Below are 15,268 nucleotides of genomic sequence, written 5' to 3' on the forward strand. Positions count from 1 at the left end.
CGATAATAACGCGCCGCGAGTCGGTTCCCAAGGAATCCGACTCGCGAGAAGGCATGATTTTTAGACCTTTAATCAAGCCATTGACGAACGCGACGCTGGAGACGGTTGAGCGGTGCCGGACCAAGATCGTTTTCCGCTTCCTGATTTGGCGAAGCATCGTCGGCAGCTTCTTCTTCGTCGCGGCGAGCTTGGGCGCCAACGGCCGCCATCAATGCGGCTCCGCCCACCATCGCGTTTTGCAGGCCATCACGAGCCGCGAGACGCTTGGCCCGCAGGCGATCGGTCACGCGATCGATCGCTTGCAGATCGACCTGACTGACACGTTGGAAGACGATGTCCTGTTCGCTCGGCAGCACATCGCCGGAAGATTCTTCCCCTTCGGCAGAAGGTACCGAGAACGCATCGGCATCGCTTTCAGCAGAGACTCCGGGGAACCATTTGTCGTACTCGCGTGCCCAAACTTCCTCGGCGGAAAGCTGCGACTGAGTTCGTTCCACCGCGGCGAGCTCGGCGGCACTCGGCGAGATTGGCTTGGTCGAACGGCTGAACAAGTCGAACGGATCTGGTCGGTCCTGCTTCCAATAGAAATGCTCTTCCGGTACTTCCGAGCCAGGATAAAGGATCTCGATCTTGTACAGCCCCGGCGGGAACTGATCGCCGTTCTGGATATACTCCTTCACCGCGTCGAGCGTCATGAAGTCGTCGTCCAACTCGATCTCTTCGCCGATCTCCATAAAATCGCTCGGATCGACTTGAACCACCGTAACGCCGTCGATCTGCGTTGCGACACGTGTATCGTCCGCAATCTCTGTCAGCGCTGCGTACGGAGTGACGCTTGGCTCTTGGATGATGATCGGCGTTACGTACGGATTTTGCGGCGGTACAAACTCCGGCATCTCCGGCACAAAGTCGATCGGCGTCAGGAAGAAGATGTTGAACGTATCGACGACCACGCTCAAGTTGTTGAACGTCGTATCGTTGACGACCGACTCGAACAAGTTGATCTGTGGGCTGTTGAACGCATTGAGCGTGACCGTGGTGAAGGCGTTTGTCGTCGCGAATTCCCACGGAATGGCATGCTGCAGAGCCGTATCGGCGTTGATCAAGTCGGCGAAGGTAAAGACCTGCAGCCCCGTGCCGTCTCCGAAATCCATCGTGATCTCGAAGTCCATTTCATTGGTGCCGCCAGGCTGGCCAAGCATGTCGACCACGATGGTAGCCAGCGAATCGACAGTAGTCTGCGTTGGCAGTACGTAGGTATCGGAATTCCCAGGGATTCGCGAATAAACAGGGCCATCATTCGTCGGCGGAGCTGTATTGTCGATTTCATACGGGCTGACCGGATTGTCGACAAATGGTTCGATCGTGGTGACCGCCGCCAACGCAGCCGCGATGTCCGGATTCGTTCCCGCGGTGACAATCAACGCGTAGTTCGTGGTGATCTCGACTTGTCCCTGGGCCAGCGCCGTGATGACACCATTGTTGGCCAAACCAACGATCGCTCCGGCCGGGGCCGCACCACCAAATGTTAAGTCAGCTCCCGCACCCACCGCACGCAGAAAGACGTCGCCGGCCATGCCGCCATATGTCCGTAATCCATCGACCGAACTGATCCCCCCGACCACGTCAGAGACCGTATCGATCAGCAGATCGCCGTTGTTGCGAACGACGATCGAATAGTCTTCGCCGACCGCTGCGTCGAACCCGGTTGCTCTCGCCGGAGCGGCAAACGCGTCGCTATTTTGATCTGGCAGAAACGGATCGATCGCGTCGGTCGTCAGCGTCGACTTCGTCATGAAACCGCTGTCGCTATTGATCGCGGTCACTCCGGCCGTGGCCAGCGACAACGCACTGCCCGGGGTGACGTTCAGCGTGGTCTGGCCGACACCTCCAGCACTTGCCGCCAGCGTATCAATCGAGGCGTTGGTGATCAGGATCGCGCCGTCTGCGACAAGCAACGCATTGGTCATTTCGACCTGGGTGAAGTTGCTGTCGGAATGGATGTCGTTGACTTGAATCAGGTGACCGCCGGTCTGGATGGCAGCGGTTCCGCTAACGGTGGTGCCATCGACGATGGAAAGGGCCGTGTTGTTAGGATCGGCTCCGTTGAAGTCGGACATCTCAACGATCGAAGCGTTGTCGGCGACCATGTAAAGAATTCGCAGGTCAACCTCTGAACCGGCCGCGTTACCGAGGTCGACGTTCGTCGCGAAGAAGCTGGCCAGATCGGCCACGGTCAGCTTCGCATCGGCCAGCGTGACAATGTTGCCGGTCGAATTGAGGACTGCCGTTTGGGCAAAGTTCTCGACTTCGACCATGCAAATCTCGCCACTCTTGAGCTGCATCGTCGAGTCTTCAGCGATCGTTACATGCCCTGTCGCACCGACAGCGTTGAACGTGATTGAATCGAAGTTCACGATGGCCGCCGAGTTTTCGCCACGGTCGATCGAGTCGATCGCCTTCGAGACGACGCCAACTTCAATCTCGCCAGTGCGAGCAACAAACGTGGCATGCCCGGTGACGTTTAAGTTGTGCCCGAACATACTTGCGAGGTGGATTTCATTCGCGACAAACGTGGCCGCATTGCCCACGGCAACCGAAGCGGACTGCTGTATGTCGCCGCCAGATTCGATCGACAGATCGCCCATGATCTTGATCTGTGGCAGCGTCACTAGCGGGGCCTGGGTAAACTTGAGGGTCAAGTCGGTGATCGTTCCGGCTGGCAAAATCGCAGTCAAGTCGCCGGTCGGAATATCTGCCGCTGCATTGATGTTGAGGATCTCGAAGTTCAACAGGTTGGCTGGAACCGCAACGGTCAGATTGACATCGGCTGAAAGGTCGTTGCCATCGGTCGGATCGAGATCCAAGCAGACGTCCGTGTCGCCATCGTTAAGCAGCGTGATCGACCCAGCCGCAGTCAGGGTCAAATCGGTCTTCGTTTCAATCGTCAGCAGCGTATCTTCCTGCTGCGAAATATCGCCCCCAGCGCTGATAGTGAGCGTTTTCGTTTCGATGTTGGCAACTTCGACGGTCGACATGTTCGACGTCAGTGTCACCGTCGTTTCCGAATCAATGGTCGTTAATGGATTCGCATTAATTGCCAATTCCGCGGTCGCGGTGAGATCGGTTGTGTTGATGTCACCGAGTGTGATCGACTCGGTATTCGAGGTGAGTTCGACCGAAGTCAATGCATCGATGGTCGTTGCGGTCTGCGTATCGATGGCGAGCTCGGCTTCCGCTTTGAGCACTTTCGTTTCGATATCATGCAGCGTGATGCCACCCATCTTCGAGGTAAGCGTCACCGATTCTTCCGCATCAAGCGTCGTGCCAAGGTTGGAATCGACATCGAGCTGAGCCGTTGCGGTCAGATCGGTCGTGTTGATGTCACCGAGTGTGATCGACTGGGTGTGCGACGTAAGATCGACCGAAGTCAATGCATCGATGGTCGTCGAGGCCTGCGTATCGATGGCGAGTTCGGCTTCCACCAACAGCACTTTCGTTTCGATATCGTGTAGCGTGATGCCCCCCTTTATCGAGGTGAGCGTCACCGTTTCTTCCGCATCAAGCGTCGTACCGAGATTGGAATCGATATCAAGCTGAGCCGTTGCCGTCAGGTCGGTCGTGTTGATGTCACCGAGTGTGATCGACTGCGTGTTGGATGTAAGATCGACCGAAGTGGTGGCGTTCACCGTGGTGGCGAGATCGGTTTCGATCGCTTGCTCGGCGACGACCGTCAGCTTGTCGGTCATGATATCGCCGAGCGTGACGGTGCTTGTCTCGGAAGTCAGGTCGACCGAATCGGCGGTATTGATCGACGTGCCGCCCATTTGCGAGATGGCCCCGACGGCATCGACGTCGAGGCTTGCTCCCTGGACATCGTGAATCAGTAACGCTCCGGCATCGTCGTTGACGATGATATCGCCTACGTCAGTCGTGATCGCATCTTCGCTGGTCGCGGTGAACTCGACGAACTCGTTGCCAACTTCCGACAGATCGATCTTGCCGCCGGTGCTGTTGGTGAATGTCGAAAGTCCGGTCGTGTCGATGGTTGTCGCGGCCAACTGGCTGATATCGACCACCATGTCGTCGTCGACATCATCGGCGGTGACGGTGAGATCATTCGCGACGATATTCTTCAGCACCAGGCCGTCGTAGTCGTCGGTGATCGTCACGTTGCCGCGGGTCATACCGTCGACCGACGTAACTTCGATCATGGCGATCTTGTTCATCGCGTTGGACAGATCGACATCACCCCCAGTCGTATTCGTGATGGTGATCATCGAAGTAACATCGAGCGTCTGCCCACCGTTCTGGGAAACGCCAACGACGTCGGCCGTGTCGTTGATGGTGGCGGTCAGATTCGCGGCGATAATATTGTTAAATACGAGTCCGTCTTCTTCGTCGACAAGCGTGACATCACCACGCGTCACCCCCTTCTGTGTCGTGACTCCGATCTCGTTGAACAAGTTGCCTGCGTTGGCGAGCGTAACGTTGCCGCCGGTGTTGTTGGTAATGGTCGTCGTGCTGCTTACGGCCACCGAAGTCGCCATCAACTGCGTGACGTCGACCGTATCGATGGTATCGTTCACCGTCACCGAAAGGTTTTCCGCGATGATATCCTTCAGCACGATTCCGCCATCGGCGTCAACAATCGTCACGTCTCCGGCCGTAGTGGCTCCGGTGCCCGTAACGCCGATGGAATTAAACTCGTTCGCGGCGGCCGACAGATCGACGTTTTCTCCTGTCCCGACGGTGACGGTCGTCATGTCGGTGATCTTGAGCGAAGTCATCGCAGCCTGATCGACCGCTCCGCCAGATGTCACCGTCAGCGTCGTCGCCGCGACACTTCCCAGCGTCATGGCACCGCCTGAGATCAGTTCAACGCTCGGGGAAACGATGTCCTCGAAGGAAAGCGTGCTTTCGGCATCAAGCTTAACCGACGTGGTGGCATCGATCGTGGTTCCGGCCATTTGCGTGATGGTGCCAGCCATCCCATCCGCTTCCACTTCCAGCACGTCGGCTTGGATGTTCTTAAGCACGATCCCGTCGGCACTATCGAAGAACTTCACTTCGCCGGCATAGTCGACAAGTCCATCGTTGACCGAGATAGAACCGAAGTTGTTCCCTGGCTGAAGCAGCGTTACATCGACTCCAGCTCCGACCTCAATCGTAGTCATGCCAGAAACTTGTAGCGAGCCTTCGGCTTGGGTGATGGCGTCGCCAGAAATAAGCGTAAGCATCGGCGTGGTAATATCGCCAAGCGCGATCGTGGTGCCCGCGTCCAAGCTGGCCGAAGTATCCGCATCAATCGACGTACCAGTTGCCTGCGAAATGGCAGCCACTGCCGTCGCAGTGAGCTTATCGGCATCGATATCGCCAAGGACCAGGCTATTCCCGTCCGATATTTCGACTTCACCGGCCGTGCTCGCTCCCGTCACGGAAACGGCTCCCGTAAAATCGTTGGCGGCTTTATTGAGCAGTACGTCGAAGGTTCCCGCTACCGTCGCGAGAGTCGTTCCTTCAATATCGAGTGCCGTCCCCATGGCCTGAGTGATGTTGCCGGTGGTAGCTTCCAACTGAAGCATATCGGCCTCGATGTTGCCTAGCAGCAGCGTATCGGCATCCAGGATCTTTACCGTCGCAGGCGTTCCGCCATCAGAACTAACGCTGACCGCTCCGGTGAAGTCGTTGCCGGCATTGAACAGCGTGACGTCCTTACCGTCGCCAGCCTTCACAGTCGTGATACCGCCGATGTCGAGCGTTGTCATCGCCTGCTGCGCGACACCGGCCTGTGAATCGACAGTCAGATTAAGCGTTTGTACGTTTCCAAGCGTGATGCCAGGGTCGGTGGCCGCTCCGTTCTGGACGAACTTGGCCGATGTGGCCGCTTGGGCCAGCGTTCCTGTCGCGAAGGAAATTTCTTCGAGCGCGGTGACCGTCAACGCATCGGTAGAAATCGCACCAACGGTAACGCTCTTTTGATTCGAGGTGATGTCGGCCGAGGTTGTCGCCGTGATCGAGGTGCCGGTTTCCTGAGAAATCGATGCCCCGGCGGTTGCAATCAGCGTGGCCGTTTCGACATTACCGAGGATAATCCCTGGCTGCATCGAATCGACTTGGGTGAATGTGGCAGAAGTGGTTGCTTTCGCGGTGGCCCCGGATGCGAATGAGATCTGATCGACCGCATCGACCGTTAAGACATTCGTTTCGATGGGCCCGACGACAACGCTTCCGGTGTTCGACGTCAACGCGGCCGAGTTACTTGCATTGATAGTGGTGCCAGAAGCAACGCCGACGTTGGCATCGGCATTCACGATCAGCGTGTCTGTTTCGATGTTGCCCAAAGTTATGCCGGTACCAACACCATTCTGCGTCAATGTGACCGAGGTAGTCGCGTCGATCGTCGTTCCGGTGTCTTGCGAGATTGCGTCGGTCGCGGTGACATCGACCGTGTCGGCATTGATGTTCCCGAGCACAATTGCGTTGGTATCGTTCAGCGTGACCGTCCCGGCATCTGCCATCGCTCCGCTAACCGTTACTACGCCAACGAAATCGTTCGCTTTATCAAGTGTAACGGCCGCCCCATCTTCGACGGTCAGGTTCGTCGTGCCATCGACCGTCAAGTCGCCGTCGATCTGCCCAATTCCATTGGTATTCGTGGTGACGGTCAAGTTGCCTTGTACGGCGCTGCTTCCCTTGAAAGAGAAGCCGTCATCTTCTTTCAGGAATGCATGGCTCGTCGGCGAAGCGCCTGTTGTGTTCAGCGTGACTTCATTAAGCTGATGCCCTTCGGCGTCGGTCGTGTTGTCGAGCTTGATCGACTCGCCGGTAAAGCTGGCCAATCCGGTTACCGATACGATCGACGCGGTGGTCGAATCTTTCAGTTCTCCGGTCGCGATGACATCGAGTGTCGTGGCGGTAATGCTACCGAGGGTCACCGCGGAAGTATCGTTCAGCGTTACCACGTTTCCGCTGGCGTTGACGATCCCTTGAAATTCGTTTGCGCCGCCCAGCGTGATGTTGTTTCCAGCGGTGAACGTCGCGTCATTGGATACGGTTACCGTGCCACTTTGCGAGATGTTATTCGTCGCAGTGACTTCCAAGTCCGCAGCGTTGATCGTGCCGAGAGTTAAGTCGGCCTCGCTGTCGTCGAGCTTAACGGTACCTGCGGCAAGCGTTGCCCCTTGTGCGGAGACGGTTCCGAACTTATTGCTGCCACTTGTCGCCAACAGAATGTCCAAGCCGTTGCCAGCCGTAAACGTGCTGACGCCGCTGACTTGAATGCCTGTGGCGGTCTGGGAAATGGCCCCTGCGGTAGCGACATTGAGGGTGGACGCGTGAACGTCGTCCAGCTGCAAGTCATCCACGTTGGTGTCGCTATCAGCAATCTCGACGATGGATGCGGCTCCTCCTTTTCCAGTCGCGGAAATGATTTTGAACTCATTCGCGGCTGAGGTATCCAGATCTATCACCTGACCAATTCCTGAGATGAATGTGGCCGTATCGGTGACTTTTACACCGGTCGTGGTCTGCGTGATCGAACCATTGGTAACCGAAAGATCAAGACTCGTCGCATTCACATCGTCCAGAATGACGCTGCCTACGGTCACGTCGACATCGACGATCTGACCACTCAGGCTGACATGTCCGGCAAACGAGTTGCCAGCTTGATCCAAGGTGATGTTGCCGCTGGCCTGGAAGATGGCGGTTTCCTGAGCAGGATCGACGATCGAAAGATTATCAACGGTTATCGTGTCGAAGGCATCCTGCGTGATGTTGCCGCCGGTCGAGACGACCTGCAGTTTGGCGACATTGATATCTTCTAAAATGATATCGTCGACATCACTGACGGAAGCCTCAATATTATTCCCTATGGCCCGGAAGTAATCGAAATCGTGCGAACCTGCCGATAGGTCAACACTAACCGAACCAAGGGCCCCTAAGGCGTCGATCTCCAAATTGGCAGCAGTCAATTCACCACTGACCGCGTCGACGATGTTCGTCTCAAAATCGCCGAAATTTGTTACCAGGAATCGATCGGTCGTCAGCTTTCCGTCGATCTGCAGAAGATTGTTATCCGTATCAAATAGATCGGCAACGTATTCAAAATCGTTGGTGACCGAGAAGTCGGCTCCAAATTCAATGGTTACTAAGTCGACGTTCATAAGCTCGACGTCGCTAGATAGAACCCCCGTCAACTCGGTCCCCATCCCGATTCCCAGGAATGTCAACGTCGAGTTACCATTGGTGTCGTCGAAGACGGACAAGTCGTCTAGCGACGTAACCGTATTGACGAATGGGTCACCGACCAGCGTGGCCCCAGTCACCTCTAGAAAGCCGCCGCCGTTGCGACCAATGGAAACGTCCGCACCGGCCGCGTCGTAGACGATCGTCAGCGAATTCGCGACGTTGTCGTACGTCGCCGTGGCTGCCAAGACCACACGGGGCTCGAGTTCCCGGAAGCGGAGCTTAGTATCGTATTGCTCTTGGAATGCTTGCTGCGCGCGGACTTTGGGGCTGGTCTTCTGGCCAAAGATACGCTTCCAGAGGCTCTGCTTTTTCATGGTTCGCTGCTCAGCGTGCGGCAAGGAGAGGCAGGAACTCGTTAGGATGGGACCGATCAAGGAGGAGAGCGCGGAACAAGGAGGCCGCAAATTGCCTATTTTGCGCTAAATCCCCCAGACTAACGAATTCTCAGATAGAAGTTCATTCAAGTCACGGTCCTGTGGGATGTCAATGAACTTCCTATGAAATTGAATAAGGCCCCGTTATTTCCTTCAAATACCCCTCTGCGGGAGACCATCGTCCCTTAGGCAAATGCCTTGCTACGGGCAAAACCGTGATGAATGGGCGAATCACAATAGGCAAACTAGATAAACCCTTTCATTTGCCCCCATAATTGTGTGGGGGACGTTCTGTGACGGTCGAAAGAACCAAGGACGTCGCTGCCTCTGGGGAGCGGGTCGAGTCGGTGTGCCTATCGAGTGCCACGTCTGGATAGAGGATTCCTCGCAATGCCCAGCGTCTTGCAAATACAGAAACTTTGCTTTCACCACCTTGGCCGAGCTACCGCTCTGCTGATGCTGACGCTATGCCTGGTGAGCACTCTTTCTGCGGCAGAACCGACCACGAAGCCACGCTTGCGCATTCATCCGGTCACTTCCCAGAAGACCATGCAGCGTTCGGCGACCATTCGCCAAACCGGCGGTACGTCTCCCTCGACACTGAAACCAGTCGTCAAAGCAGCTGCCATGACGCTGCTTCAGCCAGAGCCTCCTGCTGCTGATCCGACGCCGATCGTTCCACCGATTGTCGAACCAGCTGCACCGACAGCTCCAACACCGCAACTAGACGCTCCAATGCCGATGCCAATGGTCGATCCACCTGTTGCGCCGCTGGCTCAACCGATGTCGCCCCCAGCAGTCAGTCCATCTGATTCGGCGCCATCGGCCCCGCAGCCGTTGCCTTCGCTGGCCAATGATCGTGGACGGCTGACGGGCAAGCCTGACAGCTTCTTCGAGAGCTTGACCCCGGAAGACCGCGAGCTGCTCTACGATGGCAAGCTGCCGGATCAGTTTGGAATCGGCCGCACGTTCGACTACGAAATCGACGGCAAGGAAGTGACTCCGCCAACCAATATTGCGGCGAAAGTGTTCTCGCAAGAACCTGTCGAAGACTTCCCTAACGGTTATCACCGCGATTGGTATCCGATGGTGGCCATGTGGGAAGCCCCAGCACTGTACCATCGTCCGCTCTACTTCGAGGAAGTCAACCTCGAACGTTATGGCCACACGCATAAGCATTTGCAGCCGGTGTTCTCGGCGGCCCATTTCTTCGGCAACACGTTGGCTTTGCCATACAAGATGGGTGCCTATCCACCGTGCGAACGGATTTATACGCTTGGCCATTATCGACCTGGCGATTGTAACCCGCACGATATCCACACGACACCGTTTACCTGGAAGGGTGTCATCTACACCGGGGCCGTTTACTCCGGCGTTGGCGCTGCATTTCCTTAGTGGTAACAGACGCTTTTGCGTCGCTTACGAGAAGAAGCGGAAGTTGAGCTGAACGAACCGGGCAAGCACTTGCCACAACGTTTGCGTTCGCCCGACGACGACGGCTCGGCCAACGGTGCCTGGAAGTACCGTTGCCGCGTTTTCGTCTTCAACCAGCTCGACCGTTACCGAGTAAGCCCCGCGTGACAGGGCCAGCGAGCCATCCTCCTGGCGTTTGAGTGCCAATGACTCGTTAGCAGTCAGGTTACGCGGCACGTCGGTTGATTGATCGGTCGACACCTCTTTTACGGTGCCGGACACGCTGTGCAGCGAAGCACCATCGAACAAGATCGAAACATCATCGCCGGGGCGAATCAGCTCGATTTGATCCTGATTGACTAAAAGCCGGGCCTGAAGCGCCGACGCATCGCCGATCAGGCAAAGCAGTTCGCCCCGTTCTAAAACACAGCCACGGTTCTTAGGATCTAGCGGACTACCTGACCAGGTCGCCAAGAAGCGATCTGACTTCTGCTTCTCCATTTTGCGTGGAGCTGAAATGACAACGCCATCTTCCGGAGCACGAATGGTTAGCTGATCTTGCTGCCGCTGCAAGATGGCCAACTGCTGCTCGAGATCGGCGAGTGCGGACTTGGCGGTCGGAATCTGGGCGGCCGCTTCCGGGTTGTTGTTCGAGCGAAGTTCGAGACCTTTGAGGTGCTGCCGCTGAACGTTGATCTCGCCGTTGGTTTTCAGCAAGTCGGCTTCCAATTGGTCGTTGGCCAGCGTCGCGAGGATGTCTCCTTTTTGAACGGCCTGATCTGGGCGCACCGTTTCGATCACGCGACCATCGACTTGCACATAGACGCGATGGTCGGAGTCGACTTCGGCGATGACAGGAACATGAATTCGTGAGGGGATAGGAATCATGGCCAGTCCGAAACCGACCAGCGTTAGCCCAGCCATCGCCCACGCGACGCGGCTTTTCACCATGGCATCTCCCCTTCCCTTCGGCCGCTTGAGCCACTGCGTGAAACGAATTGCCGGACGCAGCAATAGCCCAGTGGCAAATAAAACAACAATGGTATGCCATAGCGGAACCATATCGTTCTGGCGACATACTTTGTACAGAAACCACAGAATCAAGCCAAATACGAACGTTCGATAAATTATTGCTAAAGCGGCATACGTCCGTAGCGTTGCCGCACGTGGTTCCGGCATCGTAGGTTGCGGATAGCGATAGAACCAGTTCTTGAGCGGTGTCCAAAACGCTTCGGTTGCTCGCGAACTGAGATTCGGAAGGTTCAGCAGATCGGACAAAATGTAGTAGCCGTCGTATCGCAGAAGCGGATTGGCGTTGATCAGCACGGTGCTGACGCCGCATACAAAGACAACGTTCAACAGCCATTCACTGATCGGCCCCGGCTGGGCAAAGTACCACAGCGTGAAAGCGATGGTGGCGAGGATCACTTCCATGTACATGCCCGCCGCTGAAACGAAGATCCGTTGCCACCGCCTCGGAAAAAGCCACGCATCGGAAACATCGCAGTACATCGCCGGGGTGAAGACCATCAGTAGAATACCAATCTGATGGCATTCACCTCCGAGTGCTTTGCAGCAGTAGGCATGCCCCAGTTCGTGTAGCACTTTCACCAGGGCAAACGTGACCAACAGCACGATAAGATTTTCGCCGCGGAAGAACTCCGATTCGCTCGGCATGCGAGCCGTAATCGACTCGGCATTGAGCAGCCCCAGCAGTAGTGCCATCGCGGCGAACGCCATAACCAGCCAAACGGTGGTCGGCCGAAACAGCAAGCGAACGGCGCCGACTGTCGCGGTCAAAAAACGTTCTGGGTCAACACCGGGAAGTCGAATTGCTAAGACTTGCAGCGGCAGGCTGGCCCCCTGCATCCATGCTTGTTTCTGCTTCCGCTTGAGCAGTCCTTCGGCTTGATTGTCAGCGGAACCGACGAGTAGCCCACGTTGATAAAGGCTATGGCAGAATCCAAGAATCTCTTGCTGAGAAATTCGGTGCGGAGCGAACTTTTCGTCGTACTGTTCTTTAATTTCCGCAAGCGTATTGCGGCCATCAATCCGACGCATGATGAACACTTCGGACGGCCCGAAGTGAAAGTAGCGTAGCGTCACGGGATCTTTCACGACCCAGACTTCTTCGCGATCTTCCCGTCGCCGCGCGTAGACTAAGTCAGGACGGATGCGGACTCCGCTGCGGAGGCCAGTTTCAGACTCGACGGTCGCCGTCGCCACGCGTGTTCCCTTTAAGACTTCGGCTGAATCGTCATCGAGGCACGAAGCCCTGGCCGCAGCTTCAAGCCGTTGTTCTCGACATCCACCCAAACGCGAACTTGCCCGTTAACGGGATCAACTTCCGGGTCGACGAAGGTCACTTTCCCGGTCACTTCGATCGGATCACGATTCGGAATCTCGACAGTCACAAGTGCTGGTGAACCGATTAGCTCGATCATCGCTTCTTCGTTGCGAATGAATCCTTCGGCCCGAAGTCTATCGATGCGAACCACTTTGAAAACGGTATCACTGGTTTCGACCCATTCGCCGCGTTTGCGATAAACACCGACGACCATACCTTCGATCGGCGAATAAATCTTGTGTTTCTCAAGTTGCATTTGCACGATCTGCAACTCCGCATCACGCAGGCGGGACGTCAGATCGGCAATGGCCATTTTTTCTTCCGACTGCTCAATCTCGAGACGGCTTTTCTCGACGACCAATCGCAGGCGATCCATTTCCGTCGCGGAAACACTTTTCTCCGCGATCGACAATGCTTCTTCCGAACGAGCCAGCTCTGCGGCGGCCACATCCAGGCTCTTGCGAGCAAAGCGAATGTTCACGTCGTTCTTGGCTTCGCGCTCGGCGATATCGAGATCGACTTTGGCTCGCTGCATCTCCAGTTCTTTTTCAACGCTGTGAATCTTGGCGATCAATTGCCCTCGATCGACGATCGTTCCTTCGGTAACCGAAACGTCTTCCAGCACGCCCGACTGCTGAGCAGGAACCTCGACCGTTTCGACGATCTTCAGCAGCGTTGCCGAGACCTCAACTTCTTCTGCGGCAAGCGTATTCGAGACGAACGAGAATGCGGCGATAGCGAGAAGCGTGGGGGCAAACCATGATTTTCGAGGCATAAATCGATCTCGTTGTGCACGAGGAAACAGGGAGGCGAATTACCAAAACAAATAGCGGCGGACGGTCTCGACCAGTTGATATGTCCACACATAGGCGACCGATCGCTGACCACATTCAATCCGCCCAACAACACTGAGCCCATGACGTAAGTGCGGGATTTCGGACTTGTCAATTTCCGCTTCAAGCGGCACGAATGGCTCCGGGGAGTCCTCGTCGAGATCAACAATCGAAGCCGATTCAACCAGTTCACCCCGATACGTTTTGCCTGGTTCGTTGACGAGTTGAAAACGAACCGCCAAAGGTTCTTTGACCTGCTGCTGAGCGGTGACGACGTGATGCGTGCGTTTGTCGGGCAGCTCCAACTCTAACATCCAAGGGCCATCGACATCGGCGACTTTCATTAGCAGTTCGCCGCGACTGACCGGGCGCGCGGCAAGAACTTGCTCCACTTCCCAGTCGAGCACCTGGCCATCGATCGGACTGACGAGCTTCAGATCGTCTTCTCGCTTCTGCAGTAGATCTCGCTGCTGAGTGAGGTTTTCAATCAGTTTGGTCAGCTTCATCTGATCGGCCGAAAGATCCTCGAACGATTCCGGCGGGCGACTTTCCGAGCGAGGATCGCGCCGCATCCCTTGCGAACGTTTGACCAAGATCGCATCGAGTTCGGCCTGGGCCGTTTGCAGTTGCCCGACGATCTCGGTGCGTTGCAAATTGAATTCGTTGGATCGGAGCTGAATCAGTGGCGAGTCTTTCTCGACCGGCTGCCCATGCTTAACAAAGATCTCTTCGACGTAGCCATCGGACGGGGCAAACACATTGCGTTCGACGACGGGAACCAGTTGCCCATGCACTTCAATCGAGAAGTCGGTAGGTATGAGAAACAACGCCGCGACAACAACGATCAGCGGAATGAGCACTTTGAGCGTCGTCGATAAGCGATACCAACCGACCGTTGCTAGTAGGCCGCCCAACGGAATCAGTACCGAGGCCAACGGCAGTTGGTGATAAGCTTTCGCGTTACCGAGTGCTGTGCTCGCATGACGCACGATCGGCTCGGCACGCTGCAGCAGATGATGTCCATCCAGTTGCTCGATACTTTCGATGGCGAGGGCCCCAACAAGTTCTTGCGCGGGGCGAATGTTCGATTCGTCTTCGTCGTCCGACTTCGCTGCTTCCAACAGCGGCACGATGGCGAGGACCTTCGACGGGGTCTCTTCCAGGTATTCGACCAAGGCCTCCTCGACTTGTGGTGGGAGGTTTTCTGTCTCGCCGGTGTAGAGCAGTGTTTGCTTGGAACGAACGACTTCCGCGGCCAGGCGTTCCAGCTTACGAACGGTGTTGGAGCGTCGGTGCGGCTTGTCGACGCCAGAGATTGCTTCCAATCGACAACGGCTACCTCGCGTGGAAAGGACGGCGACTCGATCCGCATCGAGGCAGTTACGTGCTTCGTTGGCAATTCGGTAGGCGGTCTTCTCGTATGACAGGTCCGTATGCACGAGCCCGGCAAATTCGAGCTGGCGTTTCCAGTCGAATTGGTGCTGCTGAAAGTCCCTTAGTAGCGACTGTTGCTGATAGTGCTGGGCAACTTCCGCGAATGCGTGCGTGATTCGTTGATGGGTATGAACGACCGACTTGGCGAGATTCGTCGACTGATAGAGCGCAAGCACCCCCCATGGATCGCCAGCAACTTGCAGCGGCACGGCGACGAGTTGGTACTTCCCTGGCGCGGCGTCACTTCCCGGCAGCACGTCCGCTTCACCGCTATGAAAGACCTGGAACAAATAGGCTTCGTCGTCGCTCATTGCCTTCGCGGCTTGTCCCATCGGGTAGCAGGCCGCTAAATCGGTTTGATGGGCGAGAAGCAAATGGCCGCTGGGGCCCTTCGTCCAGATAGCTGCCCCGACGGCCGACGCCGCGAACGTCAGACGATCGAGCAGTTGCCCATAGAAGACGTCCGGCGCAATCGGTTTGTCGGACAAATCGGCCATTTCATCGAGCAACGACTCGATTCTCTGCCGGGCCTCGTCCGCCGTCCGGGGTGCGTCTTGATGATGCAACGATGATTCCATGGTTCGATGGGATGGTCCTGTCCGCGGAAGACATAGTGC

General features: G+C 56.3%; 5 protein-coding genes. 1 reads left to right on the plus strand and 4 read right to left on the minus strand.

Annotation, left to right across the window (positions count from 1 at the left end):
• Positions 1-68 precede the first annotated feature (68 nt).
• Positions 69-8,564 carry a hypothetical protein gene (locus tag LA756_RS13290; RefSeq protein WP_224435210.1) on the minus strand — a complete coding sequence of 2,832 codons (8,496 nt, stop codon included), beginning with the start codon at positions 8,562-8,564 and terminating at the stop codon, positions 69-71.
• A gap of 450 nt (positions 8,565-9,014) precedes the next feature.
• Between LA756_RS13290 and LA756_RS13295 the strand changes: the two genes are divergently transcribed.
• Positions 9,015-10,019 (plus strand): hypothetical protein, encoded by a 1,005-nt coding sequence (locus tag LA756_RS13295; RefSeq protein WP_224435211.1) that lies wholly within the window; start codon positions 9,015-9,017, stop codon positions 10,017-10,019.
• A gap of 24 nt (positions 10,020-10,043) precedes the next feature.
• On the opposite strand, the gene LA756_RS13300 is transcribed toward LA756_RS13295, so the two are convergent.
• The 3 genes from LA756_RS13300 to LA756_RS13310 are packed head-to-tail and all read right to left on the minus strand — an operon-like array spanning position 10,044 to position 15,229.
• Complete coding sequence (locus LA756_RS13300; protein ID WP_224435212.1) at positions 10,044-12,263, minus strand: site-2 protease family protein; 2,220 nt, start codon at positions 12,261-12,263, stop codon at positions 10,044-10,046.
• 11 nt (positions 12,264-12,274) lie between these two features.
• Entirely contained in the window at positions 12,275-13,159 is an 885-nt protein-coding gene (locus LA756_RS13305) for an efflux RND transporter periplasmic adaptor subunit (protein WP_224435213.1), read from the minus strand.
• Between the two features lie 39 nt (positions 13,160-13,198).
• A complete protein-coding gene (locus LA756_RS13310) occupies positions 13,199-15,229 on the minus strand; it encodes an efflux RND transporter periplasmic adaptor subunit (protein WP_224435214.1) in 2,031 nt (676 codons plus the stop codon).
• Between the last annotated feature and the right edge of the window lie 39 nt (positions 15,230-15,268).

This window comes from Bremerella sp. TYQ1, from assembly GCF_020150455.1.
Classification (GTDB): domain Bacteria; phylum Planctomycetota; class Planctomycetia; order Pirellulales; family Pirellulaceae; genus Bremerella; species Bremerella volcania_A.

Coding starts and splice junctions, on each gene's coding strand:
- LA756_RS13305 (WP_224435213.1), bottom strand. CDS start 13,159: ATGCCTCGAAAATCATGGTTTGCCCCCACGCTTCTCGCTATCGCCGCA.
- LA756_RS13310 (WP_224435214.1), bottom strand. CDS start 15,229: ATGGAATCATCGTTGCATCATCAAGACGCACCCCGGACGGCGGACGAG.
- LA756_RS13290 (WP_224435210.1), bottom strand. CDS start 8,564: ATGAAAAAGCAGAGCCTCTGGAAGCGTATCTTTGGCCAGAAGACCAGC.
- LA756_RS13295 (WP_224435211.1), top strand. CDS start 9,015: ATGCCCAGCGTCTTGCAAATACAGAAACTTTGCTTTCACCACCTTGGC.